General features: G+C 55.9%; 11 protein-coding genes. 6 read left to right on the forward strand and 5 right to left on the reverse strand.

Annotated elements, in window-relative coordinates:
• Nucleotides 1-163: 163 nt before the first annotated feature.
• Nucleotides 164-8,659 (reverse strand): GH36-type glycosyl hydrolase domain-containing protein, encoded by an 8,496-nt coding sequence (locus E6C51_RS11190; RefSeq protein WP_190235980.1) that lies wholly within the window; start codon nt 8,657-8,659, stop codon nt 164-166.
• 522 nt (nt 8,660-9,181) lie between these two features.
• On the opposite strand from E6C51_RS11190, the gene E6C51_RS11195 reads away from it, so the two are divergent.
• Nucleotides 9,182-10,321: a M20 aminoacylase family protein gene (locus E6C51_RS11195; RefSeq protein WP_190236041.1), complete on the forward strand. Its 1,140-nt coding sequence runs from the start codon at nt 9,182-9,184 to the stop codon at nt 10,319-10,321.
• A 107-nt stretch (nt 10,322-10,428) separates the two neighbouring features.
• On the opposite strand, the gene E6C51_RS11200 is transcribed toward E6C51_RS11195, so the two are convergent.
• Nucleotides 10,429-12,177, reverse strand: coding sequence for a glucan ABC transporter ATP-binding protein/ permease (locus E6C51_RS11200; protein WP_146934017.1), 1,749 nt, complete (start codon nt 12,175-12,177; stop codon nt 10,429-10,431).
• Between the two features lie 317 nt (nt 12,178-12,494).
• Here E6C51_RS11200 and E6C51_RS11205 point away from each other — a divergent pair, with 317 nt between their 5' ends.
• A complete protein-coding gene (locus E6C51_RS11205; protein ID WP_146934015.1) occupies nt 12,495-13,235 on the forward strand; it encodes a LuxR family transcriptional regulator in 741 nt (246 codons plus the stop codon).
• A gap of 213 nt (nt 13,236-13,448) precedes the next feature.
• The gene (gene pyc, locus E6C51_RS11210) at nt 13,449-16,907 is read left to right on the forward strand and encodes a pyruvate carboxylase (protein ID WP_190235981.1); all 3,459 of its coding nucleotides are present in this window, start codon (nt 13,449-13,451) and stop codon (nt 16,905-16,907) included.
• 61 nt (nt 16,908-16,968) lie between these two features.
• Here pyc and E6C51_RS11215 read toward each other — a convergent pair whose 3' ends face one another.
• The gene (locus E6C51_RS11215) at nt 16,969-17,415 is read right to left on the reverse strand and encodes a metallopeptidase family protein (protein WP_190235982.1); all 447 of its coding nucleotides are present in this window, start codon (nt 17,413-17,415) and stop codon (nt 16,969-16,971) included.
• Nucleotides 17,416-17,700: 285 nt separating this feature from the next.
• Nucleotides 17,701-19,656 carry an acetate--CoA ligase gene (acs, locus tag E6C51_RS11220; protein WP_146934011.1) on the reverse strand — a complete coding sequence of 652 codons (1,956 nt, stop codon included), beginning with the start codon at nt 19,654-19,656 and terminating at the stop codon, nt 17,701-17,703.
• Between the two features lie 335 nt (nt 19,657-19,991).
• On the opposite strand from acs, the gene E6C51_RS11225 reads away from it, so the two are divergent.
• On the forward strand, nt 19,992-20,690 hold the full coding sequence (locus E6C51_RS11225; protein WP_146934010.1) for a DUF1013 domain-containing protein: 699 nt from the start codon (nt 19,992-19,994) through the stop codon (nt 20,688-20,690).
• Nucleotides 20,691-20,861: 171 nt separating this feature from the next.
• On the opposite strand, the gene E6C51_RS11230 is transcribed toward E6C51_RS11225, so the two are convergent.
• The gene (locus E6C51_RS11230; protein WP_190236042.1) at nt 20,862-21,521 is read right to left on the reverse strand and encodes a YggS family pyridoxal phosphate-dependent enzyme; all 660 of its coding nucleotides are present in this window, start codon (nt 21,519-21,521) and stop codon (nt 20,862-20,864) included.
• A gap of 189 nt (nt 21,522-21,710) precedes the next feature.
• Here E6C51_RS11230 and leuS point away from each other — a divergent pair, with 189 nt between their 5' ends.
• Complete coding sequence (gene leuS, locus E6C51_RS11235; protein ID WP_190235983.1) at nt 21,711-24,341, forward strand: leucine--tRNA ligase; 2,631 nt, start codon at nt 21,711-21,713, stop codon at nt 24,339-24,341.
• Nucleotides 24,331-24,852 (forward strand): hypothetical protein, encoded by a 522-nt coding sequence (locus E6C51_RS11240; protein ID WP_146934008.1) that lies wholly within the window; start codon nt 24,331-24,333, stop codon nt 24,850-24,852. The genes leuS and E6C51_RS11240 overlap by 11 nt, the downstream gene beginning before the upstream one ends.
• Nucleotides 24,853-24,928 lie beyond the last annotated feature (76 nt).

The raw sequence follows: 24,928 nt of genomic DNA on the forward strand, positions 1-24,928 counted from the left end.
ATACGACGCAAAAGAAAGGCCCCTCCCCAACCCTCCCCCTTGTGGGGAGGATTGGGGAGGGGTTTTATCACGGATGAAAATCTTCGCGTCGTGCACCGTTTTTCCAAAGCATGGAACGAAAAAAGCCGGCGCAAAGGCCAGCTTTTCTGTTTATTGATAAGGCTTAAAAGCCCACTGCAAAGGCTCCGTCTTTTTCTTCAACCGCCTTGCCGTTGGCGCTGACCTCATAGCCATCCACCTTACGGGCCACCTTGATCTTGACCGCCTTGCCGCCGATGCTGACCTCGGCCTCATAGGCGTTGAGGTGTGAAGGCAGGGCAGGGCGCAGGCTCAAGTTTTCGCCATCACGGTGGATGCCGAGGAAGCCCTCAATCGCGAAGCGATACATCCAGCCAGCAGAGCCGGTGTACCATGTCCAGCCGCCACGGCCCTCATAGCCGGGACCGCCGTAGACATCGGCAGCCACCACGTAAGGCTCCACCCGGTAACGGTCTGCGGCTTCGGTGGTTTCCGCGTGGTGGATCGGGTTCAGGGTCGAGAACACTTTCCACGCCTGATCGGCACGGCCGAGCTTGGAGAGCGCCAAACCTGTCCAGATGGCAGCATGGGTATATTGACCGCCATTTTCACGCACGCCCGGTGGGTAGGACTTGATATAGCCGGGATCCAGACGGGTCTTTTCGAACGCTGGGGTGAAGAGGCGGACAATACCCACCTCGTCATCGACCAACCGCTTGACCACCGAATCCATCGCCATTTCCTGCCGCTCTGGCTTGCCTGCACCTGACAGAACCGACCATGACTGGGCAATCGCATCGATCTTGCACTCATCCGACAGATCAGAGCCCAGCGGATCGCCATCGTCGAAGTAACCGCGACGATAGTGGTCGCCATCCCAGCCTGCCTTTTCAAGAGCAGCTTTCAGGCTTGCGAGGTATTTGGTCCAGCGGGTGACGCGGGCGTCATCCTTGCGCTGTTCTGCGTAAGGCGTGAACACTGTGAGCGCATTGGCCAGGAACCAGCCCAGCCACACGCTTTCACCGCGGCCTGCCACACCAACCCGGTTCATGCCGTCGTTCCAGTCACCGCCGAGGATCAATGGCAGACCATTGGTGCCTGTGCGGGTGATGGCGAGATCAAGTGCGCGGGCGGCGTGTTCATACAGCGCCACCTTCTCATTGGAGATCTCCGGTGTGAAGAAGGCATCGTGACGGCCCAGCGCCAAGGTTGGGCCATCAAGGAAGCTGATCTGCTCATCCAGAATGGCCGCATCGCCGGTGGCGGTGACGTAACTGTCGATGGCATAGGCCAGCCACACCACGTCGTCAGAAATGCTGGAGCGGATACCCGCGCCATTCTGTGGCAGCCACCAATGCTGCACATCGCCTTCCTTGAACTGGCGCGATGCCGCATTGAGGATCTGGTTGCGGGCCAGTTCCGGCTTATACAGCAGGAAGGCAAGGCTGTCCTGCAACTGGTCGCGGAAGCCATAGGCACCCGAGGCCTGATAGAAGCCAGCACGGGCCTTGATACGGCAAACCAGCGTCTGATAGGGCAGCCAATGGTTGACCATATTGTCAAAGCCAGCATCGCCAGTCTTGACCTTGAGATGGCCGGTGAAGTCACCCCAGAAGGTTTTCGCCTCCTTGAGCGCGCCATCAAAGCCCTTCTTGCGGGCAGCGGTAATCACGCTGCGGGCTGCATCCAGCGAGCTAGCATCGCCCATCAGGAAGGTGACGGACTTTTCTTCACCCGGCTGAAGTTCGATATCGAACGCCAGTGCTGCGCATGGATCGCCTTCGGGATCAATCGAACCCGACAGCGGCGAGGCCTTGGCAACAGCCTGTGGCATTTTGATATCGCCATGGCGACCGATGAACTCGCGGCGGCTGGAGGCAAAGCCCGAGGCCGTCTCGACACCTGCCATGAAAGCAAACCGGCCCGAATAGTCGATGCTATAGGGGTTGGTGGCCAGAAGGGCGCCGGTTTCCTCATCCTTTGAGGTCAGCACGAAGGCAGCGGTCTTCTGCGGGTTGTTGCCCAGAACCCATTCCGCATAGCCATAGCTTCTCAAGCGCCGTGCCGTGGTGCCGGTGTTGCGCACCTTAAGCTGGGTAAAGCGCACTGGCTCGACCTGATCCACCGTTACCGTCAGTTCGACTTCCAGATCAGAGCCTTCAGTGCTGAACACCGAATAGCCGAGGCCATGGCGGGTTTCATACACGGCATCGATGCGCTTAGAGGCTGCCGAAATCGGGCTGATCACATCACCGCTGTCCAGATCGGCCACATAGAAGGCTTCGCCGGTGCGGTTGGTGACGGCATCATTTGACCATGGGGTCAGCTGATAGTCGCGCGAGTTGCGGCTCCAGGTGAAGCCTGAGCCTTCAGCCGCAATGTGGAAGCCGAAGTTATCGTTGGAGATCACGTTGATCCATGGCTGCGGTGTGGACTGACCTGCGCTAAGGCGCACCACATATTCCGTGCCGTCCTTGCTGAAGCCGCCGTAGCCGTTCCAGAAATCGAGGTCACTGCCATCAATGGTGATGACCGGCTGATCCTCTGGCTTTACCATGGTTGGCACGGGCGGATACCAATCGGCATCCACTGTGTCATGGCCACGCGGTGCCGAGAACAGCTCAACAGCATGGGTCACCTGATCGGTGATCTTGCCGTTTCGAGCATGCAGCACCACGCGGGCGGCAGCCAGCACGGCATTCCAGCCTGTGTCATCCATCAGATCACGGCGCACGGCAAACACATGCTGCTGGCCGCCGTCAGCCTGCTTGGAGCGGATGCCTTCGGCCAATTGCTCCAGCGCGTGCTGCATATCCTGAGCATAAGATGCGGCCCGCTCGTTGAGGATGACCACATCGCTGACCACGCCATGACGGATCAGGTAATCCTGCGCGCTCAGGGCTTCGCGTACCACTTCCGTGTCCATGTCATCATTGATGCGCACGGCAAAGATTGGATAGTCGCCGGAGATCGAGTTGGGCCACAGCGCCGATTGCGAGGCAAGGCCTGCACGAACGGTTTCCGGGTCGGCGCGCAGATGCATATCCGGGTAGACCAGATAGCGTCCGAGCTGCTGGAAGGCCGCCGCCTGCTGCGAGGTAATGCCGATATGGCGCATCTCAACCTGGGTGCGGGTCCAGGCGTGCAGCATTTCGTGGTTGAAGGCGTCCGCGTGGCGGTATTGCTCAATCGCCACATCCAGTTCCTGACGGCTCGGGGCGGCAATGGTCCAATAGACCACGCTGACCTTTTTGCCCGCAGGCACGCGCAGCACGCGGCGGAAGCTGGCAATCGGGTCCAGCGTAAAGCCTTGGGTGCCCGACAGTGTTGCGCCCGGATCAAAGGCGGCGGCTTCACCCAGCGTTCTGCCACGACCGATGAACTTGTAACGGTCGGTTTCGAACTCGGTGTTGCGGCCGGGGCCAGAGGTATCCGACACCAGATGCGCCACGCAGATGTCGGGATCGCTTGGCGAACGCTTGTTGCGCTCGACGCGGATCACGTCGCCCTTGCGGCCCAGCTCGGTCTTGATGAACATGCGTGAGAACACCGGATGGGCGTTGTCATTGTCATCGCTCGACAGCACGGGTTCCATATAGGAAGTCACTTCAATGAAGCGATCTTCGGTGCCGGTGTTAAGAATGGTGACGCGACGACCTTCGGCATCATGCTCGGTGGCCACCACGCATTCAACCGTTGAGGTGATATCGCCAACCGTCTTGGTAAACTCGGCCTTGTCGTCGGAGAAGACCACGCGGGTCTTTTCTTCCGCAGCGCGGCGTGGGGCTGCGGTGGTGGACCACCATTCGCCAGAGGTCATGTCGCGCAGGAAGATGAACGTCCCATTGCGGTCTTCGGTCGGGTCGGCCTTCCAGCGCGACACCGAGAGACCGTTCCAGCGCGAGAAGCCGGAGCCAGTGGCCGTCAACATCACCGAGTAATGGCCGTTGGACAGCAGCACCAATTCGCGATCCTTGGAAAGCGGATCGGTGATGGTGCGGATTTCGGCCCGCAGCAGGTCTGCCTGTCCCTTGCCGGGAGTCTGTGGCTCGTATTTTGCGCTCATCACGGGGATTTCGCGCGGTGCCTTTTCCTGCAACAGCAGTTCAGCCGCTTCAATCACCGGATCGGCATGGAAGAGACCACGCAGCAAGCCGTTGAAGGTCACGTTGGCAATGGCCGCAATCGACATGCCATGGTGGTGGGCATAGTAGTTATAGACCACAGCACAGGTCTTGCCCTTTGGCACGCGGGTCGGCGTGAAGTCCACGGCATCGTGGAAGCCATACTGACCCAAGGCACCCAGCGAGCGCAGCTTTTTCAGGTTTTCTGCGGCAGCCTGCGGGTCATACTGGCTGGCCAGAATAGAAGCGTAAGGCGCGATAACCGCGTTCTGGCCAAGGCCACGCTTGAGGCCAAGGGTTGGCACACCAAAGTTGGTGTACTGATAGGCCAAGGCGTGGTCGCGGGCGTTGAAGGCAGCTTCCGAAATACCCCAAGGGATATTCAGGCGGCGACCGTGGTTCATCTGTTCCTTGACGATCAGATTGTTCGTCTGGTTCAAAATACCACCCTGACGCTCCTGCATCACCAGCGGCGGCATCAGGTATTCGAACATCGAACCGGACCACGACACCAGTGCTGCGCGTGAGCCAATCGGAACCACCTGACGGCCCAGCTTATACCAATGCTCGGTGGGCAGATCGCCCTTGGCAATGGCAAACAGCGAGGTGAGGCGGGCTTCCGAGGCCAGAAGGTCGTAGCAGGACTCATCCAGCTCCATGGTTTCAACACGGTAGCCGATGGAGAGCAGGCGGCGTTCCTTGCGGAACAGGAAGGAGAAGTCCATCGAAAACGCCAGATCGCGGGCACGATCACGCAGGTGGCTCAAGCGTACCCGCAGCGGCTCGATGTTGGAGAGATCGAACGCGCTATCAGCAATGTGCGATTCGCACACGCTCACCAGCGATTCACTCCAGCGCATGATGTCCGTGCTCTTGTCCGAGCGCAGCTCATGATGAAGGTTGGCGGCCAGCTTTTGAATGTCGCGGGCCAGAACGGCAAGGTTCATCACCTGAATGGAGGCGAATTCATGCTCGCGCTTGACCGCTTCCACGGCGTTGTTGAAGCCCTGAATGCGCTCAAACAGGCGACCACGCAGAGGACGCAGGTTCTTGCGATCATCCGGCAGCTCACTCAGGGTTTCCATCAGGATACCGCCGACATCGCTGATGCCGTCGAGGCTGGCTTGGAGATGCGCCGATGGCGCTTCTGCCCATTCCCGGCAGGCCGAGGAAATGGCAATCAGGTGACCGGCGAGGTTGCCGCTGTCCACCGCCGAGATATAGCGGTTGCCCAAAGGCTTCAGCGTATCGGTGTGATACCAGTTGTAAATATGGCCCCGGAACTTATCCATCTTGTCGAGCGTGCCGATGGTCTGTTCCAGCTTTTCAATGGTCTGCTCAAAGCTGAGCCAGCCAAAGTGACGGGCCGAGACAACTGACAGCAGATAAACACCGATATTGGTGGGCGAGGTGCGGCGTGCCACAACCGGCTCTGGTGTTTCCTGAAAATTGTCTGGCGGCAGGAAGTGTTCACCGGCATTGGTGAAGGTCTCATAATAGCGCCAGGTGCGACGGGCAATGCGGCGCAGCTCAATCACGGTGTCTTCCGGCACAAACATGCGGTCTTCGGTTTCAGCCGATTGGCTGACATACCAGGCCACAAGCGGTGACAGTACCCACATCAGCGTAAACGGCAGACCAACAAAGGCACCAAAACCCGCTTCCCAGAACGACAGGGCAAAAGCGACAATGGCCAGAATTGGCGCATAGCGCATGGTCTTGTAATAGGTGAGAATGCTGCCCTGCGCCGCAGACTGAATGCTGGCGGCGGTGCGCCATTCCAGCAGCATCTTGCGGCTGACCAGAAGACGATACATGGAGCGGATGATGGCATCTGCCATCATGCAGGCCATATCGGCAATGAACACGATGCGAAGTGCCACTTGCGCATTGGCCCCACGCACATCAGCCCAAAGCGACTGGAAATGCGCGCTTGGCACAATATCCGTCTGGCGCGGCACCAGCGCATTGATCAGCGAAATGGTTGGTGCGACAAACAGTGAGAAGATCAGCATCAACTGCCAGATCAGCGTATCCAGCGGGTTCATGGCGTACCAGCCAATCACCGAGGCACCAAACCACGCAATCGGGGTCAGCGAGCGACGCAGGTTATCGACCATTTTCCAACGGCCAAGCGAGGTAATGCCGCGATTGGGGTCGAAAATGTAAGGCAACAGCTGCCAGTCGCCACGCGCCCAGCGGTGCTGACGCGAGATTTCAACTTCATAGCGGGTCGGGAAGTCTTCGACCAGTTCAACATCGGTCACCAATGCGCAGCGGGCAAACGAACCTTCCAGAAGGTCGTGGCTGAGAATGGTGTTTTCGTCGATGCGGCCCTTGATGGCGGTTTCAAACGCATCAACGTGATAAAGGCCCTTACCCGTGAAGCTGCCTTCGCCGGTAATGTCCTGATAAACGTCGGAGACGGTGAACACGTAAGGATCAAGGCCGCGATTGATTGAGAACACGCGCTGGAACACGGAAGCATCCTTGCCCGTGGTCAGCGATGGCGTCACGCGCGGCTGCAAAATGCCGTAGCCGCTGATGACACGGCCGGTCTTGGGATCATGCACCGGGCGGTTGATCGGGTGAAACATCTTGCCGACCAGCTTGGTCACGGCATCGCGCATCAAACGGGTGTCGGCATCCAGCGTCATGACATATTGCACGTCATCCGGCACCATATTGGCACCGGTCATGTAGGACGTATCCTTGTCACCGCGCAGCAGCAGGTTCAGCTCATGCAGCTTGCCGCGCTTGCGCTCCCAACCCATCCAGCATTCTTCCTGGGGGTTAAACAGGCGGCGGCGGTGCAGGAAGTAAAAGCGGGTCTTGCCATCGTCATTATAACGGGCGTTGAGGTTGGCCACTTCGCGCTTGGCATATTCAAACACTTCCAGATCGCCGGCAGTTTCTTCCACCTTCGCATCCGGCCAGTCGCTGAGCAGCGCAAAATAAACCTCACCGCGTGGATTGGTGAGGTAATGAACCTCCAGATTGCGCACCAGCTCATCCACATGGTCGCGCTTGGAAATCATGCAGGGCACGGCTACCAGCGTGCGCGCCTCATCAGGAATACCTTCCTTGAACTCATAGCCCACCAGACGGGCAGGCTTGAGAATAAAGGTCGAGAGCGTGTTGAACAGACCGGTCGCACCTTCCGATGCGGGCAGGGCAAACAGGGCCACCAGCACCACAATCAACGACACAGACAGCCCGACATAAGACAGATACCACGCCACCAAGGCCAGAGCCAAAGCGGTGAAGGCTAGAATAGGCAGGGCAATGGCCAGCCAGTGCAGACGTTTGAAGCCTCGGGTTATGGCGATGTGCACGGGCACACGATAGCCAATCTTGCGCTCCAGTTCCTGCTTGCGGGCACCCACCAGCACGCTGCCGACATTGGAGATCGAATCAGACTGACCAGCGGCTGTTGCTTCAGACTGGGCCAGATCAATGGCGGCCTGAGCAATTTGCAACTCGGTCTTGTCGGAACGGCGGGCCAGCTTTTCAATAGTGTTGCGGTAGCTGTTGCGCGAGCCAAAATCCAGCGCTTCATAATCGCTGTGTGAGCGCAGGATTTTGTCAACGTGGCTGACTTCTTCCACCCAGACAGACCATTCGGTGTCATCAATGGTGCGCAGACCCTTGATGATGCTGCCCATGGTGACATTGCCCGACGACAGACGGTTATGCTCTGCCGCCATGGCCTCTTCGGTGCTGCGACCCTTGGCGGCCATCCGCTGCTCAAGCCAGTTGACGGCGAGCGTGGAGGTTTGCGAGCCATTGCGGATACGATAGAGGAATTGCGTGGCAAAGGTGTTGTCGTCGGCCATGCCCTCAAGCTGCTTGAGGTATTCACGGCAGGCGGCTTCGTCACCCAGACGAATCACCTCATCGGCGGCCTCATTGGCCCTGCGGCGCATCTGGCGTGAGCGCTCGACGCGGGTGGAGATGCGGCGCAGATTTTCCACCAGCACAAAGCGCACCATGGAGGGCAATGCCCACAGCTCACCGATTTCCAGCGACTGTTCCGACTGATAGCCTTCCGCCAGCGCCGTCATGCCTTCGCGGGTCACGGTGCTGTGGGTGTGGGCGACATAGAGCCAGGCCAAAGCCATTACGCGCGGAATGACCTGATCACCGATCTTCACCGTGGGAAGCTGGTGATAGAAGCGGCGCGGAAAATCGCGGCGAACTTCCTGAATGGCTTCTTCGATGATGTAATGGTTATCCAGCAACCATTCGGCAGCGGGTGTAATGGTCGCACCGGCTTCCAGATCAGCCGCCGTTGTGCGGTAAACACGCAGGATTTCCCGCTCGTTTTCTTTATGCCGCGCAAAAAAATCAAAGGCAAAAAAAGCCGGGAGCGTGGCCACAACATCGGTGGCGAGGCTCCTGGACTTATCCTTCAATTCATCGATTGTCAGATAGACACCTCTGATCGAATCATTGTGGTCAATGTTTCGGGTTTCAGTGTCGCGCGGCGCTGCAGAAGGCGTCATAGATGGGGACATGTTCTCGAATTCTGTTACCAGCAAGAGTGGGGTGTTCTGCACAACGCTTGAAAAACCAAATCAGTTCCTCAAAAAATCATGCAGAAATTTTAAAGTCCTACAGCATTTTATGGCAAATGCGCCAAGCTATGTTGCAGTCTATATCGTTAATCCGTTTGCTTTTGGTTTCTATCAAAGGCCACAAGCAAACAAATTGGCCTCAAACAAATCTCTGGCAGATCTCTGGTTGGGCCGAAACAGGCAAAAATCGGTAGCGGCGGACCCAAGCCCCTGTTGCGACATAACGGTCCCTTTGGATTGGACGTCAAAATATCCTGCCATAGTCATGGGGTCACTCCAATATAAAGATGATGAAGCGTCCTTCATCACATCAAATCAAGCTTGAAACTTTGCATTGCGTTGCTTGAATGGAAGCTGAACAAATGTCATCCTGAGCAGACACACGTCTTGGCACGCTCCGTGCCGCACCCATGGTTCCACTGCAATTTCAGGTTCAATATGTCCCTCCCCCTGTCGAATGAAATGCAAGATGTCGTTGCCATCCGCCGCCATCTGCACCAGATCCCGGAACTCGGACTATCCGAATTCAAAACATCCGATTTCGTCGCCGAAAAGCTGACCGAAATGGGCTATGAGATCACCCGTGGTCTGGCCAAAACCGGCATTGTTGCAACCCTGAAAAATGGTGACAGCCCCCGCAGCATCGGCATCAGAGCCGATTTTGATGCCCTGCCCATCCCCGAAGAAACCGGCGTTGATTATGTCAGCCAACATCCCGGCGTCATGCATGCCTGCGGTCACGATGGCCACACGGCCATGCTGCTGGGTGCTGCCAAAATTTTATCCGAGCGCCGCAATTTCGACGGCACCATCCATCTGATTTTCCAACCCGCCGAAGAGAATTTTGGCGGTGCAAAGCTGATGATTGAGGATGGTCTGTTCGAGCGCTTTCCCTGCGACGCCGTGTTTGGCCTGCACAATGATCCACGCATTCCTTTTGGTCATTTTGTGTTCCGTGAAGGGCCAATCATGGCCTCTGCCGATGAATGCAAGATCACCGTGATCGGCAAGGGCGGCCATGGCGCCGAGCCGCAGGATGCCGCCGATCCGATTGTGGCGGGGGCCAGCATTATCATGGCTTTACAAACGGTTGTATCGCGCAACATCCATCCACTGAAATCGGCCGTTATCACCGTGGGCGCCTTTAACAGTGGCATCGCCAGCAATGTTATTCCCGAGCGCGCTGAGATGGCCATCACCATCCGCGCCCTTGATGCTGGTGTGCGCGATGCGCTGGAAACCCGCATTCGCCAGATTGCCGAAGGGCAGGCGGCAAGCTACGGCATGCGTGTTGAAATCGACTATCAGCGCGGCTATCCAGCCACCATCAATCACAAGGCAGAAACCGATTACGTCCGCGACCTGGCCAAGCGCTTTGCTGGCAATGACAAGGTTTTCGACATGGAAAACCCGATCATGGGCAGTGAAGACTTTGCCTATATGCTGGAAAAGAAGCCCGGAACCTATTTCTTCCTCGGCACGCAAAAAACCGCCGATGACCCGCAGCTTCACCACCCGCGCTACAATTTCAACGATGACATTATCCCAACCGGCACCACCTTCTGGGTCGAGCTTGCAGAAAAATGGCTGGCGAAAGCCTAAAGTTTTTCAGGGAAAACCGGAGTCCACTTTTCCCTGACAAACTCTAAAATAGAAAAGGCGCGACATGAAGGTCGCGCCTTTCTTGATCTTTGCGTGGTCAGGCCCAATCAGATGTGCGGGCCTTCATCGTCTTCCTTCAAAAGGCCGCTGGTTTGCAACAGCGAGGCGAACCGTCCGCCCTTGGCGCTCAATTCATCATACGTGCCCATTTCAACGATACGGCCATGATCGAGGAACAACACCTGATCGGCCTCACGAATAGTCGAGAGACGGTGGGCAATGATGAAGGTCGTGCGGTTTTTGCGCAGACGATCAATGGCTTCTTTCACCCGCGCTTCGGTTTCCACATCCAGCGCACTGGTGGCTTCATCCAGCACCAGAATCGGTGCGTCCTTCAAAATCGCACGCGCAATGGCAATGCGCTGGCGCTCACCACCAGATAGCCGGTTGCCGCGTTCGCCCACGCTGGTCTCGAAACCGTTTAGTCGGCTCTCGATAAAGTCAGTGGCAGCGGCAGCTTCTGCTGCTTTGACAATGTCGGCATCTGTCGCATTTTCCCGACCAATACGAATGTTGTCGGCAATCGAGCGGTTGAGAATGCCTGCATCCTGAAACACGGTGGCAATGCTGTGGCGCAGGGAATGGCGTGTGACGCTGGTAATATTCACACCGTCAATCAGGATTTGCCCTTCTTGCGGTTCATGCACCCGCTGCAACAGGTTGATCAATGTGGTTTTACCGGCACCGGTTGGCCCGACAATGGCAATCGTCTGGCCAGCCTTGGCCTGGAAGGAAACGTGCTTTACGCCTTGCGTGGTGTTGGCAAAGTCAAAAGACACGTCTTTGAACTCAACATCGCCACGCACCGGCGGCAGATCCATGGTGCCCGCAGGCTCATCGCGCTCCTTCACCGAATCTTCCAGCTGATAAAAATCCTCCAGCTTGGCGCGGGCTTCAAAAATCTGGGTCGAGAACTGGCGCATCTGATCCAGACGCCCGATCAACAGATTGGCAAAGCCAATGAAAGCAATGACATCCCCAACCCGCAACTCGCCTTTTTGCACCAGCAAAGTGCCAAGAATGAGGATGATCAGCATGGAGGCTGTGGAAGCAATGCGGTTCAGGCCGCTGGCAATCGCCCACCAGTCCAGCACCGGATATTGGGCATTGATCAGATTGGTGGTGAAGGTTTTCAGCGCTGCGGTTTCGGCCTGAATGCGGTTGTAGCTATGCACCACCGAAACATTGCTGATCGAATCACTGACATGGGAAAAAACCGTGTGATAGTGCCCCTCAACCGAAGCCTGACCATCCTTGGTCTTGTCCATCACCACTTTGCCAATCACGATGTAGATCAGGCCGAGCACAATCAGCACCACGGTGAGGCGGATGTCCATGGACAGGGCTGTGGGAATGAGCAGTGCCAGCGCCACAAGCGTGGCCAAATGGGTGCGCATGAATTCCAGCCACAGACCAAACAGGGTCTCGCTGGCGCGCAACAATGTATGCAATGCGTTGGATGTGCCGCGCTGGTGATGCCAGGAAAGTGGCATGGAAATAATGCGGCCAAAGGCCTCGGTCAGCAAGGATGCGCGGCGGCCATGGGCGAGGCGGTCGGCCTCGCGGGCCACCAGCACAAAAGCGACTGTATTGAAAACGCCGAACCCGCCCCACATGATCAGAATATCCGTGACAGGCTTACCTGTGGAAATCGCATCAATGATCCAGCCAAACAACACAGGTTCGGCAATGGTGATCACAGCGAGGATGATGTTAGCGGCAACGACGACGCCAACCTTTAAGCGATAAGCCCCCAGATATTGCAGAGCACGCCAATAGATTTGCAACAAGGACATGCCGTCGAATTCTCCATTCCTTACCGATATTATCCGGCAATTTGCCCGCTTGGGGCCATAAGTCTGCCATAGGTCTGATTGTTATAGGAAAACAAACATGAACATCGCCTGTACAGTTCCCTATCAATTGTGCAAAATCTCAATTCGTGGATTCAATTTTTCAAATTGGGCGCTATGGACAAATTGGGAACTGGAAAATTAATCAATACTCAAGATTGAAATGACAGACGTCGAACACGTAGGTTTTGACCTGATAAAATTTGATGCTAATTAGAACAACATGATTTTCTGACATAGGTCAGATCAAGGGGGTATTTGTGACGGTCAACCATCTTATACAGTTCATGGCTGTCGCACAGGGGTGCAGGAATCGTGAAGAGCTCATTGCGGAGCTGGAGAAGGTCCTCAGCGTCTACGGCTTCGAATATTATGGTGTGGTGCGCACGCCAAAACCGGATCAAAACCCTTTAAGTCTGATCCTGGCGGGGCGTTGGCCGGATAAATGGCCGCAGATCTATGTCAGCAAGAAGCTGGTATTGATTGACCCTTCCGTGCGCTATCTGGCGCAGGCCCATCGCCCGTTCCGCTGGAGTGAATCTCTGCCGGCCTTCAAAGATGATCCGCATTTCAAGCGGATGCAGAAGATGATGGCAGACGCCTATAAATTTGGCCTGGAGGAAGGGTATATTTTCCCAATCCATGGGCGAGGCGGCATTCTGGGCAATATGACCGTCGGTGGGCGGCCGGTGGACTTGTCGGCAATTGAAATCATGCTGTTTGACACGGTGGCGAAATGCGCTTTCTGGCGGCTGATGGAGCTGAACGGCGAAGCAGACGCTTTGAACAGCGCACCGAAAGTCGACGTGCGCCTCACGCGCCGTGAACTGGAGATTCTCAACTATCTCGGCGAAGGCATGACCTCGAACGAAATGAGCAAGCTTCTCGAAATTTCGAATCACACCGTGGATTGGTATGTCAATGAATTGCAGGACAAGCTAAGCGCCAAAAACCGCCAGCACATGGTGGGGCTGGCCATTCGCCTCGGGTTGATTCACTAAAGCCCGTCGCGATAAGTGGGATTCACAGCGACAGGCTTTACAGCACCGTGCACAAAATATGGCGCACAAAGAACGCCATAGACAAATGGACCTTCCTATAAAAAGACAAATATTTGTATGTTGCATTGCGCAGAAATTGCGTATGTCCTTACAAATAGCTATCAATTCTTTTCGCAGACGCGAAAGGTTACGCCTGCTGCCGAGGAGGGTCTCTTGTCTATTTCGAAAATTCTTGTCGCCAACCGTTCCGAAATCGCCATTCGCGTGTTTCGTGCCGCCAATGAACTTGGCATTAAAACCGTTGCCATCTGGGCGGAAGAAGACAAGCTCTCCTTGCATCGTTTCAAAGCCGATGAAAGCTATCAGGTTGGTCGCGGCCCGCACCTGAAACGCGATCTTGGCCCGATTGAGAGCTATCTCTCCATTGATGAAATCATCCGCGTTGCCAAGCTCTCGGGTGCCGATGCCATCCACCCCGGCTATGGGCTTTTGTCGGAAAGTCCTGAATTTGTTGACGCCTGCAACGATGCAGGTTTGATTTTCATCGGCCCAAAGTCTGAGACTATGCGGCGATTGGGCAATAAGGTTGCTGCCCGCAATCTGGCCATTGAAATCGGCGTTCCGGTGGTTCCAGCCACCGAGCCATTGCCAGACGATATGACTGAAGTTGCCAAAATGGCCGCCGAGATTGGCTACCCGCTGATGCTGAAAGCCTCCTGGGGCGGTGGCGGTCGCGGCATGCGGGTGATCCGCAGTGAAGGGGATCTGGCAAAGGAAGTGACCGAGGCCAAGCGCGAAGCACAGGCGGCTTTTGGCAAGGATGAAGTGTACCTCGAAAAGCTGGTGGAACGCGCCCGCCATGTGGAAAGCCAGATTCTTGGTGACACCCATGGCAATGCCGTGCATCTGTTTGAACGCGACTGCTCGGTGCAGCGCCGCAATCAAAAGGTGGTCGAGCGCGCGCCTGCCCCTTACCTCAGCGAGAGCCAGCGGCAGGAACTGGCCGATTATTCTTTGAAAATCGCCCGCGCCACCGGCTATATCGGGGCTGGCACCGTTGAATATCTGATGGATGCCGACACGGGGAAATTCTATTTCATCGAGGTCAATCCACGCATTCAGGTCGAGCATACCGTCACTGAAGTCGTCACCGGTATCGACATCGTCAAGGCGCAGATTCACATTCTGGAAGGGGCTGCCATTGGCACGCCTGAATCCGGCGTTCCAAAACAGGAAGACATTCGGCTGAACGGCCACGCGCTGCAATGCCGCGTCACCACCGAAGACCCCGAGCATAATTTCATTCCCGATTATGGCCGAATCACTGCCTATCGCTCTGCCGCCGGTTTCGGAATCCGGCTCGATGGCGGCACCGCATATACCGGCGCGATCATTACCCGGTATTATGATCCGCTTCTGGTCAAGGTCACAGCCGCAGGCAGCACGCCACAAGAGGCCATCAGCCGCATGGACCGCGCACTGCGCGAGTTCCGTATTCGCGGCGTTGCCACCAATCTGACCTTCCTTGAAGCCATCATCACCCATCCGAAATTTCGCGATAACACCTACACAACCCGGTTTATCGACTCGACGCCGGAACTGTTCTCGCACGTCAAGCGTCAGGACCGCGCCACCAAGCTGTTGACCTATCTGGCCGACGTGACCGTCAACGGCCATCCAGAAACCAAAAACCGGCCCAAGCCCTCGGAAAAGGCGGCAAAGCCTGTTCTGCCCTATATTGAGGGCGAGATTGTTGACGGTACCAAGCAAAAGCTTGATGCGCTCGGCCCCAAGGGCTTTTCCGAGTGGATGCGCAATGAAAAGCGGGTGCTGATCACCGATACCACCATGCGCGATGGTCACCAATCCTTGCTGGCCACCCGGATGCGCACCCATGACATTGCCCGGATTGCGCCGATTTATGCGCGCGCGCTGCCCAATCTTTTGTCGCTCGAATGCTGGGGTGGGGCGACCTTTGATGTCTCCATGCGCTTTTTGACCGAAGACCCATGGGAGCGCCTGGCGCTGGTGCGCGAAGGTGCGCCAAACCTGCTTTTGCAAATGCTGCTGCGCGGTGCCAACGGTGTTGGCTATACCAATTACCCGGATAACGTTGTTAAATATTTCGTCCGTCAGGCCGCCAAGGGCGGGATTGATCTGTTCCGCGTGTTCGACTGCCTGAACTGGGTCGATAACATGCGCGTCTCCATGGACGCGGTGCAGGAAGAAAACAAGCTCTGCGAAGCCACCATCTGCTACACGGGCGACCTTCTCAACAGTGCGCGGCCCAAATACGATCTGAAATATTACACAAATCTGGCCGTTGAGCTGGAAAAAGCCGGTGCCCATATTATCGCGCTGAAAGATATGGCAGGCCTTTTGAAGCCAGCGGCGGCAAAGGTGCTGTTCAAGGCGCTGCGTGAAGCCACCAGCCTGCCCATTCACTTCCACACCCATGACACCTCTGGCATTTCGGCAGCCACCGTTCTGGCCGCCATTGATGCGGGCGTGGATGCAGTGGATGCGGCTATGGATGCATTCTCTGGCAACACCTCACAGCCATGCCTTGGCTCGATTGTCGAGGCGCTGAATGGCACTGAGCGCGAATCCGGCCTTGATCCTGAATGGATTCGCCGCATTTCCTTCTATTGGGAAGCGGTGCGCAGCCAGTATGCCGCCTTTGAAAGTGATCTGAAGGGGCCAGCCTCGGAAGTCTATTTGCATGAAATGCCGGGTGGTCAGTTTACCAACCTGAAGGAGCAGGCCCGTTCGCTGGGTCTGGAAACTCGCTGGCACCAGGTGGCGCAGGCCTATGCTGATGCCAACCAGATGTTTGGCGATATCGTCAAGGTCACACCATCCTCCAAGGTGGTGGGGGACATGGCCCTGATGATGGTGGCGCAAGATTTGACAGTTGCTGATGTGGAGGATCCACAAAAGGACATTGCCTTCCCGGATTCGGTTGTTGCCATGCTGAGGGGCGATCTGGGCCAACCGCCGAGTGGCTGGCCGCAAGCCCTGCAAAAGAAGGCCCTCAAGGGTGAGAAGCCTTACACGGTGCGCCCCGGCTCCCTGCTCAAGGATGCCGATCTGGAGGCTGAGCGCAAAGTGATCGAGGACAAGCTGGAACGGCCTGTCGATGATTTCGAATTTGCCTCTTATCTGATGTATCCCAAGGTCTTCACCGATTTTGCGCTGGCGTCAGACACTTATGGTCCGGTCTCAGTTCTGCCAACCCCCGCCTATTTCTACGGCATCGCCGATGGTGGGGAATTGTTTGCAGAGATTGAGCGCGGCAAAACGCTGGTCATCGTCAATCAGGCCGCCAGCGCGCCGGATGCACAAGGCATGGTCACGGTGTTCTTTGAACTCAACGGCCAGCCGCGCCGCATCAAGGTGCCGGATCGCAGCAAGACTGCGACGGCTGCTGTTCGCCGCAAGGCCGAGGCAGAAAACCCCAGCCATATCGGTGCCCCCATGCCCGGCGTCATCTCGCGGGTGTTTGTCTCAAGCGGCCAACAGATCAAGGCTGGCGATGTGCTGCTCTCGATTGAAGCCATGAAGATGGAAACCGCGCTTCATGCCGAAAAGGCAGGCAAGGTGGCCGAAGTGCTGGTGAAGAACGGTGATCAGATCGACGCCAAGGATCTTTTGATCGTGATTGAAGGATAAAACAAAAAAGCGCCGCTGTCTCATTCAAGACAGCGGCGCTTTTTAAATTACCTCGATCGTATCAGGACCGGTCACGCAGCGGTGAATCATCGGCTTCCTCAATTCGCTCCATATCATCGTCAGACAGGCCAAAGTGATGACCAATTTCGTGGATCAGCACGTGGGTGACAATATCGCCCAAGGTCTCGTCATTCTCGGCCCAGTAGTCGAGAATTGGGCGGCGATAGAGGATGATCTTATTGGGTAGCGTGCCTGCCGTGTCCATGGTGAAACGCTCCGACAAGCCCTGTCCTTCAAACAGGCCGAGCAAATCGAAAGGCGTTTCCAGCGCCATGTCTTCAAACACATCGTCGGTTGGAAAATCAGCAACTTCGATGATCAGATTTCCTGTGAGATCCCGAAACTCCTTCGGCAAGGTACCAAAAGCCTCGATCGCAAGCGATTCGAAGGTGCTGATGGTCGGCGCATGTTTTTCGCGCCAGTCATCGGATTGATCGATCCGGGCCATGGAAACTCCTGCTACAGCATATCGCCCACACACATGCACAGGCCTGCAAAAACGACATGCTTACAATCAATAGTTTGCCGCACCGTGCCGAAGCTAAGGTGCGAAAACTACCCTAAGAACTTTCCATATAGTCTCTTTGCACCCATATTACGAGTACCATTCCCACTCTGCCCCGTCTCAATTCAGTATAACGGCCAAACACGGCTGAAAAGGCGAACGGAACCCATTGAAAAAGGGACGGGCATATGCCCATCCCTTTCTCTCTTTCAAAGCTGTCTCACCGGATCAGGCACTGGCCTTGTTCTGGCGGTTGGCGATCAGATCATCCACAACGCCGGGATCGGCCAAGGTGGATGTATCACCCAAGGCACCAAAATCATCCTCGGCGATTTTGCGCAGGATTCGGCGCATGATTTTGCCCGATCGGGTTTTGGGCAGGCCCGGCGCAAACTGGATTTTATCCGGTGCGGCAATCGGCCCAATCTCGGCGCGCACATGCTTGATCAGCGTTTGCCGCAACTCCTCATTGCCCTCATGCCCTGACATCAGCGTGACATAGCAATAGATGCCCTGCCCCTTGATGGCATGGGGATAGCCCACCACCGCCGCCTCAGACACAAGGTGATGCGACACCAGTGCCGATTCAACTTCTGCCGTGCCCAGACGATGGCCGGAGACATTCAGCACGTCATCCACACGACCGGTGATCCAGTAATAGCCATCCTCATCACGGCGGCAGCCGTCACCGGTGAAATATTTCCCCTTGTAGGTGGAGAAATAAGTCTGCACGAACCGGCTGTGATCGCCATAGATTGTGCGGGCCTGACCCGGCCAGCTGTCGATAATGCACAGATTGCCATCGGCTGGACCCTCCAGCACGTTGCCCTCATTATCAACAAGTTGCGGCTTGACACCAAAGAAGGGTCGGGTGGCCGATCCGGGTTTCATATCGGTTGCGCCGGGCAGGGGGCTGATCAAGATACCGCCGGTTTCCGTCTGCCACCAGGTATCGACAATCGGGCAGCGCTTCTCACCCACCACGTCATAATACCACTCCCAGGCTTCCGGGTTGATCGGTTCGCCAACCGAGCCCAGCAGGCGCAAGGAGGAGCGCGATGAGCGCTTTACAAACTCATCTCCGGCTCCCATCAGAGAGCGAATGGCCGTGGGTGCCGTGTAAAAAATATTGACCTTATGCTTGTCAACGATTTCCCAGAACCGGCCCTGATCGGGGAAGTTTGGCACCCCTTCAAACATCACGGTTGTCGCGCAATTGGCCAGCGGTCCATAGACAATATAGGAATGGCCCGTGACCCAGCCCACATCAGCCGAGCACCAGAAGACCTCGCCATCCTTGTAATCAAACACATATTCATGGGTCATCGAGGCATAGACGAGATAGCCACCCGTCGTGTGCAAAACACCTTTTGGTTTGCCGGTGGAGCCGGAGGTGTAGAGAATGAACAGCGGATCCTCCGCCTTCATTTTCACCGGCGGGCATTCCGGCTTCACCTTGGCCACTTCCTGATGATACCAGAGATCGCGCCCCGGTGCCCAGCCCACCTTGCCGCCGGTGCGGCGCACCACCAAAACCTTATTGACGATGACATATTGCTTGGCTGCAATATCAATGGCGATATCGGTGTTTTCCTTCAGTGCCACAGGCTTGCCACCGCGCACACCTTCGTCGCAGGTGATGACAAAGGTTGATTCACAATCGACAATACGCCCCGCCAAAGCTTCGGGCGAAAACCCGCCAAACACCACCGAATGCACAGCGCCGATGCGCGCGCAAGCCAACATGGCATAGGTGGCTTCTGGCACCATTGGCATGTAGATGGTGACGCGATCACCTTTTTTGACGCCATTGGCTTTTAGCACATTGGCCAGGCGGCAAACGTTCTCATAGAGCTGATTATAGGTGATGCGCTTGTCGATATAGGGGTTATCCCCTTCCCAGATGATGGCAGTGCGCTCACCATGGGTTTTCAAATGCCGGTCAATGCAGTTGTAGGATACGTTGGTCAAGCCATCTTCAAACCACTTGATCGACACCTTGCCCTTGAAACTGGTGTTTTTTGCCTTGGTATAGGGCTTGTACCAATCAATGCGCTTGCCGTGTTTGGACCAGAACTTTTCGGGATCTTCGACACTTTCCTCGTACCATTTCAGATACTTGTCATTGTCGATCATCGCCTGGGCCTTGGCCGATTTCAACACGGGATAAATCTTGGCCGACATCGCAATCCTCCTCATATGATGTAACCCGAAGGTTACGGAGAGCTCCACTCTCTCCGATTCAAGTCTTGATGCACATGCGCGACTGCCACGCCATGGTCATGCTCACTGATAGGTTTAGAGCATGTTGCCTTGGCAAAATCACGTCACACTTTCGTACATCCATGATTGATTCATAACAGTTCGGCACAGCGCATCAATTAGACGAAGGTCATTTCTGCAGCAGAGAATTGCAATTATGCGACAATTAGAGTATATGACCGTTGAATTCCCGGAAATTGTGGTTTGATCCACGGCCCGCGACACCCGCCGCGGACCTACAGAAGGATTGTAAGTTCATGGCCCAAACACTGCTCATGCCCAAGGCAACAGCTGTATGGCTCGTCGACAATACGGCGCTGTCATTTGATCAGATTGCCCAGTTCTGCAAAATGCACCCGCTTGAAATCAAGGCAATTGCGGACGGCGAAGCAGCGACAGGCATCAAGGGGCTTGATCCTATTTCGACAGGCCAGCTGTCGCGCGATGAAATTGCCCGCGCCGAAAAAGACATCAATTACAAGCTCAAGGTTTTGGAGCCAAAGGTTCGTGTGCCTGAATCCAAGCGTCGCGGCCCACGCTACACGCCGGTGTCCAAGCGTCAGGACCGCCCGAATGCCATTCTGTGGCTGGTGCGCAACCATCCTGAATTGAAAGACACGCAGATTTCGCGCCTGGTTGGCACCACCAAGAGCACGATTGAGCAAATCCGCGAACGCACCCACTGGAACTCGACCAATCTGACACCAATGGATCCGGTTACCCTTGGTCTGTGCAGCCAGATCGATCTGGATATGGAAGTTGAAAAGGCCTCCAAGGGCCGTCCTTTGCCAACAACCGCCGAATTGGGCGCAACCCTTCAGGCAGCGTCGGCCACCGAACACCTCGATTTCTACGCTCAGGAAGAAGAGAAAGAAATCGACGCCAACGCCGTGTTTGCCAAGCTCAAGTCGCTGTCATCGGATCGCAAGGACGAAGAGGAAGACGATCAGTACTGATTGTTTCCAATTCATACAGCGCCTCTCACCAAACTTGGTACGCAAAGGGCGCTGTAACAATTATGCAGTAGGTTCGAACATCAAAAAACCCCGGAGCAATTGCTTCCGGGGTTTTTCATGTCGGTGCTCAATCCGTCGCACCGCAATATTAAACATAACTTATAAATAAAATCAACGGTTGCCAAATATTGCAGAACCAACTCTAACGCTTGTTGCGCCAAAGCCTATGGCGGTCTCATAATCGCCTGACATGCCCATGGAGAGCTTCGCAACGCCGCATTCTTTTGCCAGTTTTTGCAACAGCGCAAAATGCGGGCCGGGATTTTCATCAGCTGGGGGAATGCACATCAAACCCTCAATCGAAAGTCCCAGATCATTTTGGCAAAATTGCACAAAAGCAATGGTTTCACGTGGATCAATACCGGCCTTTTGTGGCTCAAGCCCGGTGTTGACCTGCACATAAAGCCGGGGCGTCTTTCCCTGCTTTGTCATTTCATCAGCAAGTGTACGGGCAATTTTTTCGCGGTCCACCGTTTCAATCACATCAAACAGCGCAACAGCATCGGCAGCCTTGTTGGATTGCAAAGGGCCAATCAGGTGAAGCTCAATACCGGCTGTCTCGGATTTCAACTCTGGCCACTTTCCTTGCGCCTCCTGCACCCGGTTTTCGCCAAACACGCGCTGGCCTTCCACGATTACGGGTCGAATGGCATCAGCATCGAAGGTTTTGGACACAGCGACCAATTGCACCGACTCCGGCTTGCGGTTGGCCTCTTTTGCCGCATCAGCGATCTTGCTTCTCACTTCAGCCAGTCGTTCTTCAATCGTCATCATGCAAACTCGCGTTTTTCAATTTCCTGCTGTTTTCACGATAGTTGATAACAAAGGCAAGAGCCAGACACCTTTGCATCGACAGGAAAGCCCGTTGTTGGTGCCCAAAACCTTGACGCTAGAGCCGTTTCATGATGAAGGTCCAACCCAAATACGAAGCAGATACAAATTGAATCCGGACGCACATCAATGAGCACAGAACGTTACAATCCGCGCGATACAGAGCCTCGCTGGCAGGAAAAATGGGCTGAGGCCAAGGTCTTTGAAACCGATAGCAAAGACCCGCGCGAAAAATATTACGTCCTCGAGATGTTTCCCTACCCATCGGGCCGCATTCACATTGGCCATGTGCGCAATTATGCGCTCGGCGATGTGGTGGCCCGCTATAAGCGCGCCCGTGGCTACAACGTTCTGCACCCCATGGGCTGGGATGCCTTTGGCATGCCTGCTGAAAATGCGGCCATGCAAAACAACGTCCATCCGAAAGACTGGACCTACCAAAACATTGCCACCATGCGCGGCCAGCTGAAGTCCATGGGTCTGTCGCTGGACTGGACCCGTGAATTTGCCACCTGCGACGTGGACTATTATCAACAGCAGCAGCACCTGTTCATCGACATGATGGAAAAGGGCCTGATCTATCGCAAGCAATCCAAGGTCAACTGGGACCCGATCGACAACACGGTTCTCGCCAATGAGCAGGTGATTGATGGTCGCGGCTGGCGTTCCGGTGCTCTGGTTGAGCAGCGCGAGTTGACGCAGTGGTTCTTCAAAATCACCGATTTTGCCCAGGACCTGCTGGATGCCTTGGACACGCTGGACCAGTGGCCCGAAAAAGTGCGTCTGATGCAGAAAAACTGGATTGGCCGCTCTGAAGGTCTGACAGTGCGTTGGGAAATCGCGGCTGCCAATGCGCCCGCAGGTTTTTCTGAGGTTCAGGTCTATACCACCCGTCCCGACACGCTGTTTGGTGCGTCCTTCCTTGCCATCGCTGCGGATCATCCCCTGGCGAAAGCGGTATCGGAAAGCAACGAAGCGGTTGCCGCTTTCTGCGATGATTGCCGCCGCGCTGGCACCTCGCTGGCAGCGCTCGAAACTGCCGAGAAGAAGGGCATCAACACCGGCGTCACGGTCAAGCATCCGCTGGACCCAAGCTGGGAGCTGCCCGTTTATGTCGCCAACTTCGTGCTGATGGAATATGGCACGGGGGCAATCTTCGGCTGCCCATCCGGCGACCAGCGCGATCTGGATTTTGCCCGCAAATATGATTTGCCGGTGGTGCCTGTTGTCATGCCGAAAGATGGCGACGCAGAAAGCTTCACCGTGGGTGACACCGCCTATGTGGATGATGGCGTGATGATCAATTCGCGCTTCCTCAATGGCATGACCACTGATGAAGCCTTTGAAACTGTGGCCAGCAAGCTTTCTGCTGAACAGCTCAATGGCGCGCCGGTTGGCGAACGCAAGGTCAATTTCCGTCTGCGCGATTGGGGCATTTCCCGTCAGCGCTATTGGGGCTGCCCGATCCCGGTCATTCATTGCGATGACTGCGGCGTGGTGCCCGTGCCAAAGGCTGACCTGCCGGTCAAGCTGCCTGACGATGTGACCTTTGATGTGCCCGGCAACCCGCTGGATCGTCACCCCACATGGCGGCACGTTGCCTGCCCCTGCTGCGGCAAGCCAGCCCGACGTGAAACCGACACGATGGACACATTTGTCGATTCCAGCTGGTACTACACCCGCTTTACCGCGCCCAATGAAGCCAACCCGACCGATCCGAAAATTGCCAACCACTGGCTGCCGGTCGATCAATATATTGGCGGTATCGAACACGCGATCTTGCATCTGCTTTATTCGCGCTTCTTCACCCGTGCCATGCGCGAAACCGGCCATGTGGCGGTCAGCGAGCCATTCAAGAGCCTGTTTACCCAGGGCATGGTGGTGCATGAAACCTATAAGCTGGGTGAGGGTGCCAACGGCCAGTGGGTTTCACCGGCTGATATTCGCATTGAAGAAAAAGAGGGTGTCCGCAAAGCCTATCTTTTGAGCTCTGGTGAAGAAGTCACCATTGGCTCGATTGAGAAAATGTCGAAGTCGAAGAAAAATGTCGTCGATCCCGATGATATTATCGCCTCCTATGGTGCCGATACTGCCCGCTTCTTCGTGCTGTCTGACTCTCCACCAGACCGCGACGTGATCTGGTCTGAGGCGGGTGTGGAAGGTGCGCATCGCTTCGTGCAGCGCGTCTGGCGCTTGGTGTCTGAAGCATCAAGCCAGCTTGCTGCCGTCAAAGCAGCACCTGCTCTGGACGGTGAAGCCAAGGCCATTTCTCAGGCTGCTCACAAGACGCTGCAAGCCGTTCAGGGCGATCTGGACAAGCTGGCCTTCAACAAGGCGGTCGCGCGCATCTATGAGTTGGTCAATACGCTTGCTGGTCCGTTGACCACGGTTGCCGCTGGCACGGCAGACGCGGCCTTTGTTGCTGCCGTGCGCAATGCCACTGAAATCCTGATTCAGATCGTTGCCCCCATGACACCCCATCTGGCGGAAGAATGCTGGAGCGTGCTGGGCAATCAGGGACTGGTGGCACAGGCAAAATGGCCAGAATTCAGTGCTGATCTTGTGGCTGAAAATGAAGTCACCATGCCTGTGCAGGTCAATGGCAAGAAGCGTGCTGAATTGACAATCGCGCGTGATGCGGATCAAAATGCCGTCAGTCAGGCAGCGCTTGAATTGCCGCTGGTCAAAGCCGCTCTCCAAGGGCAAAGCCCGAAGAAAATCATTGTGGTTCCACAGAGGATTGTGAACATTGTCGTCTGATTCACGCAACACTATCACCCGCCGTGCCATGCTGATCGGCACGGCCGGTCTTCTAGGTGGATTGGCAAGTTGTCAGGTTCGCCCTCTCTATAGCGAAGCCAAAGGCACACGTCGCCTAATGGCCTCCATCGCCTTCTCCGATGCGACAGACCGCGTCGGACAGGTTGTGCGCAATCGACTGATTTTCCTGGCGGCTGGCGGTCAGGGCGAACCCGCTCATCCGGAATATCTTGTCAATTTGAGCGTCAGCTCGAGCGTCAGCGAAGTGCTTCCTGACCAATCGACCAACACACTCAGCGCCGGTCGCGTTGTTGTGCGGGGCGATTATGTGCTGAAAAAGGCCAAGGAGGGAACGGTCCTGCGCATTGCGCATCGGCAGTCCGTAGCGCTGCTGGATTTCCCCGGCCAGGAATATGCGAAGCTTCGCGCAATCCGCGATGGCGAAAACCGTGCCGCCAACGAGTTGGCCGAGTTGATCGCAGCCGATCTGGCCGCCGTTCTGACCCGCTAAAAGGGGTAACAAAGAGTTTTGATTGAACACGCTGCTATTTCCTTTCATCGTGTTCAATCGACCCATGATATTTATC

Origin of the sequence: Gillisella terrae, from assembly GCF_004801395.1 — a bacterium.
Taxonomy (GTDB): Bacteria; Pseudomonadota; Alphaproteobacteria; order Rhizobiales; family Rhizobiaceae; genus Allorhizobium; species Allorhizobium terrae.